The organism is Gammaproteobacteria bacterium (assembly GCA_013001575.1).
In the GTDB taxonomy this organism is placed as follows: domain Bacteria; phylum Pseudomonadota; class Gammaproteobacteria; order Steroidobacterales; family JABDMI01; genus JABDMI01.
In genome coordinates this window covers 1-4,309 of sequence record JABDMI010000060.1, presented here as the reverse complement: position 1 = coordinate 4,309, position 4,309 = coordinate 1, and the positions used below count along the sequence as shown (strand labels likewise).

General features: G+C 42.6%; 7 protein-coding genes. 4 read left to right on the top strand and 3 right to left on the bottom strand.

Features of this window, described 5'->3' with window-relative positions; all coding sequences use genetic code 11:
• Positions 1–225 precede the first annotated feature (225 nt).
• The 3 genes from HKN88_05675 (at position 226) to HKN88_05665 (ending at position 2,679) form a co-directional block, all read left to right on the top strand.
• Positions 226–1,005, top strand: a complete 780-nt coding sequence (locus HKN88_05675; protein ID NNC97544.1) for a hypothetical protein — start codon at positions 226–228, stop codon at positions 1,003–1,005.
• Positions 1,005–1,766: a hypothetical protein gene (locus tag HKN88_05670; protein ID NNC97543.1), complete on the top strand. Its 762-nt coding sequence runs from the start codon at positions 1,005–1,007 to the stop codon at positions 1,764–1,766. Before HKN88_05675 ends, HKN88_05670 begins: the two co-directional genes overlap by 1 nt.
• Positions 1,767–1,905: 139 nt before the next feature.
• Positions 1,906–2,679: a hypothetical protein gene (locus HKN88_05665; protein ID NNC97542.1), complete on the top strand. Its 774-nt coding sequence runs from the start codon at positions 1,906–1,908 to the stop codon at positions 2,677–2,679.
• A gap of 100 nt (positions 2,680–2,779) precedes the next feature.
• Here HKN88_05665 and HKN88_05660 read toward each other — a convergent pair whose 3' ends face one another.
• A complete protein-coding gene (locus tag HKN88_05660) occupies positions 2,780–2,941 on the bottom strand; it encodes a hypothetical protein (GenBank protein NNC97541.1) in 162 nt (53 codons plus the stop codon).
• On the opposite strand from HKN88_05660, the gene HKN88_05655 reads away from it, so the two are divergent.
• Positions 2,936–3,544: a hypothetical protein gene (locus HKN88_05655; GenBank protein NNC97540.1), complete on the top strand. Its 609-nt coding sequence runs from the start codon at positions 2,936–2,938 to the stop codon at positions 3,542–3,544. The genes HKN88_05660 and HKN88_05655 overlap by 6 nt on opposite strands.
• A gap of 105 nt (positions 3,545–3,649) precedes the next feature.
• Here the strand turns inward: HKN88_05655 and HKN88_05650 are convergent, their stop codons facing one another.
• Together HKN88_05650 and HKN88_05645 are read right to left on the bottom strand one after the other, a co-directional pair.
• Positions 3,650–3,793: a hypothetical protein gene (locus tag HKN88_05650; GenBank protein NNC97539.1), complete on the bottom strand. Its 144-nt coding sequence runs from the start codon at positions 3,791–3,793 to the stop codon at positions 3,650–3,652.
• A 12-nt stretch (positions 3,794–3,805) separates the two neighbouring features.
• On the bottom strand, positions 3,806–4,171 hold the full coding sequence (locus HKN88_05645) for a hypothetical protein (GenBank protein NNC97538.1): 366 nt from the start codon (positions 4,169–4,171) through the stop codon (positions 3,806–3,808).
• Positions 4,172–4,309: the final 138 nt, after the last annotated feature.

Genomic DNA, 4,309 nt, shown 5'->3' with positions numbered 1-4,309 from the left:
CTCCGCCCCATCACAAACCTTGTCCCGTGCCAGACACGGGAACTACTTTCGTCATTGCGAACGAAGGATGAGCGTGGCAATCTCGCTATTAAGTTTAGGTACGTGCCAGCTTTAGGAGATCCTGAATTGAATTCAGGAATTCGATAAAAAAATAGAACGAATCCCTTGAAGCCACAAAGTGGCTATCGAGGGTCTCACAATGACAAAGTAATTTAAGGATTAATTATGCTATTAAGAAGAATAACTCAGCACGTTCGTGACCAAAACTGGTTCGCAGTATTCATCGACTTCCTAATCGTAGTTTTCGGCTTATTCATTGGTTTGCAAGTAAATAACTGGAACGAGAATCGTAAGAATATTGAAATTGCAAACTCTTATATTGACCGTATAGAAACAGACCTTGCCACACAAATAAAGTATTTTGAGCATACTCAAAATTATTTTAAGAAAACTCGTGAACATGCCATCGCTGCACTTGCAGCATACCAACGACCGTCTGAAGAACTAGATGTGCAATTTTTAATTGATTTGTATCAAGCTAGTCAAACCTTGAGTCTCACTAATCGTAGTGGCACTTATGATGAATTACTCGCAACCGGCCGCATTGATCTTATTGCAAGTACCCAAATACGCACTATGCTCAATCATTACTATGAATCAGGTCGTGCACGAATACATACGTTTAAGGTAAATACCTTTGTACCATATCGAAAAATTGCACGTATGCATTTAGATGAAGCAGTTCAGTTAGAAATCAGAAAACATTGTGATGATGTTTATACAATCTCTGATGAAAATTATTATTATCTTGAGTTACCGGATAAATGCGACATTAGCATTCCAGAAGAAATTGTAAAACGTGAAATTATCAACACTCTTGCGAATGATGAACTGCGTCAAGAACTTCGTTATCAACTCACTAGTTTGGACTCTTTAATTAACTCCATTAAGAATGGTATTCAAACAACAGAAACAACATTGGCGAAGTTAAAGGAATTAGAATAATGTTATTCAGAAGAATCAAAGCTCACATAGAAAAAGAAAACTGGTTTGCAGTATTCCTCGATTTTCTGATCGTAGTCGTTGGTATTCTCCTCGCCTTTCAGATAACCAACTGGAATGAGGATTGGGTTGATTCAAAACGTGAAAGTCAAATTTTAGCAGCTATCCAAAAAGACCTGCTCACTGACCAAAAAGTGTTGAATACAGGAATCGAGATGGCAAATCTAAATATTAATGTAGGTAACTATTTGCTGTCGAAGGCAGGCCTTGCGTCAATTCAAAAGATTGTTGTACCAGTGGAAGTGGGCGTAATTTTATCGCAAACAGAATTTGAAGTGACTGTGCCCGGTGCGTTGCCAGAACAAGTAACAAGTAATTTATGGAAGCATGTCGCTTTCCGTTATCACCCAACACAAAGTAATGCAGCTTTCAGTTCATTAGTCACTGCAGGCGATTTAACCATCATATCTGATGTAGACTTAGCCAGTGAGTTACAGGGCTATAATCAAGCATGGCAATCTCTCAGTGGATCACAAGATTTAACCTTTCGAGTTTTTAGAGATCGCTTGGTGTTTGTCGGACAAGAATATGGGCTTAGCCCCTTTCACTCTGGCAAAGAAGATGAACTAATAGAATTATTGAGGATTAATCGTAAATTGGCTGGTGCATTGCGTACCATGACTGAGTACGCCATTTTACATCGTGAGGCGCTTGAAAATTTATATCAACGAAACCTGCTGTTATCAAAACGGCTGAATGATTGAATAAAAACCTAAGTTGTAAAGACGATATTAAAATCATATATTAGATATTTAAAATGTTACTAAGAAGCATTACAAAACCTTGTCCCGTACTTGATACGGGAACCACTTATAAAGAATCACTGTTAATAAGAGTCCACCAATGCTGTTAAGAAGAATAACCAAACACGTCAAAGACCAAAACTGGTTCGCTGTGGCACTGGATTTCATTATCGTGGTGTTCGGTGTGTTTATCGGTATACAAGTCGCCAACTGGAACGAATACCGCGCTGACCGGCAACTTGGCGCCAATTACACCCAGCGTCTTATATCGGACCTTCAAGAAGATCTTGAGGTCAGACAATGGCTTTCCAGTTACTTCGGTGATGTATTGAGCAGTGTTCAGGAGGCGGATCGACTCTTATCTGAGTCCGATCCGGATATGGAAGCGCTCATCGTTGCTGTCTATCGCGCGAGTGAATATAACGCCAGTGCAATGAAACGCGCGACCTGGAACGAGATTGTCTCCGTCGGCCATCTCGGCCTTCTTTCCGATACTGCTATCAAAAGCGGAATTGCCGATTATTTTGAAGACATAGACCAGGAACTCTCCTATAACATTCGACTCTTTGACTCTCCTTACCGAGCAACTGTACGATCTCTCATACCGCTTCCGGTTCAGCTTGCTTTTCGAGACGGGTGCAGTGATGTGATTGACGATGCAGGCAATGTAAAAGGATTTGTCGGTAATTGCGCCCTGAAACTTGATGATTCTGTGCTTAAAGCAACGGCTGAAACACTAAAGTCATCGCAGGCGGTTCGCGAAACCCTGCGCCAACATTATTCCACGCTTGCTATTGTGATATTCAATCACGAGTCAAATATTGTATTGATCGAAGAATATCTGAACGCGCTCACCGAAAAGGATGACAGATAATAATTCTCCGCCGCATCACAAAACACGTCAAGGCTTGTCCCAAACTTGATTTGGGAACCACGTTTAACAATTAACTAACAAAAAGAGTCCACCGATGTTACTAAGAAGCATTACCCAACACGTTCGCGACTAGAACTGGTTCGCAGTTTTCCTCGACTTCCTGATTGTAGTCGTTGGTATTCTGATCGCCTTCCAGATCACTAACTGGAATAAAGATCGCGACAATCAGCGTGAATTCCAATTGGCCCTTGAACGCTTGCACGATGAAACCCTCGACAATTTGGCCGTGCTGGATAGTGTCGATGCCGAAATGGCGATAAAACTTGGGCGTGTTCCCGCCGCAATCGACGCGTTGCAATCCTGCGAGCACACAGAAAACAATGTGGCTTTGATCGAGAATGGTTTGCGCAGTATTGTGGGCACAATGACTATACACATTAAAATGTCGGCACTGGACGAACTCACATCGGCGCCGTCATTGCTAGCGCAACAACCACTGAGTATGCGAGATCAGCTCTCGACAAGCAAATTCAATCTGGAAGTTTTAAAAACCGAAGCAGATTTTGCCGAATCTCTCCCGTTCCGGGATCGCCCGGAAACCAGCTCACAACTTACACTTAGAAAATCTGAGGCGAGCGGTTACCAATACAATGGCATTGACATACCCAATTCCAAGTCCATTAGATATAGCCTGACACTTGCAAATCAGGTCGACGAAGCCTGCCATGATGACAATTTACTAAAATCTTTTTGGACTTGGCATAGGTTCCAGGGCAACATCCCGAACTATTTCGCCGCTATGCGCCTCGAGTTAGAGAAAATTCTTGAGATAACAGGCCCGCTTAACGGGCGGAACGTGCCGTGATTTGTAAAGACTACATATCCTATAACTAGCGATTAACTGAGAATATGGGTATTTATGGTTATTTATGGCTATTTATGAATATTTATGGATACCCTTATTGATCTCTCAACCCCCATCCGCTCCAAACAACATCTGCCCGATCAAGACCAAACTAAAAAAGTAGACTGGCGCGAGCATGAAGCCGAATATTTTTTCCCACTCCATTGCCGCATTCAGGATGACGGCAATAACTGCGATCGACCAGATCAAGGTGAGCAGATACTAGGCTTGACCGAGCTGATACGACAGACTGTCTGAAGGAAAATTTACCAACAGGAACAAGGCTGGCACAGTCAGCAATGTAATCACCGCGTCTGTACCCAGAAATGCCGCAAAGGTCTGCGCAACGCGTTCTTGTTTTTGCGCAATTCGCAATGGCACAAGCGTGAGCACCGCATAGGCGGCAATCGAGAGCAGCAAGGTGGGCATCAGGTAAATCATCGACAATTTGGCAACATAAAAAGCCACAGCGGTGGCAACTGAAAACAGCGCAATAACCAGACCGATAAATGCATTACTGGACGGGAGTATGTCGGGTCCGCGGCTGAAAAAAGCGATATCTGCCAGTGGTTTTAAAATTTTTAACATGTATTGAATAGTGCTGTTTCTAACAACTAATTCCTGACTGGTCGGGTGGATGATTTATCATGCTCATTATGCAAAACATACTAATTTCCATGATAAACCAAATGAGCCGGCCATGAGTGTACAGATGATCCGCGACGC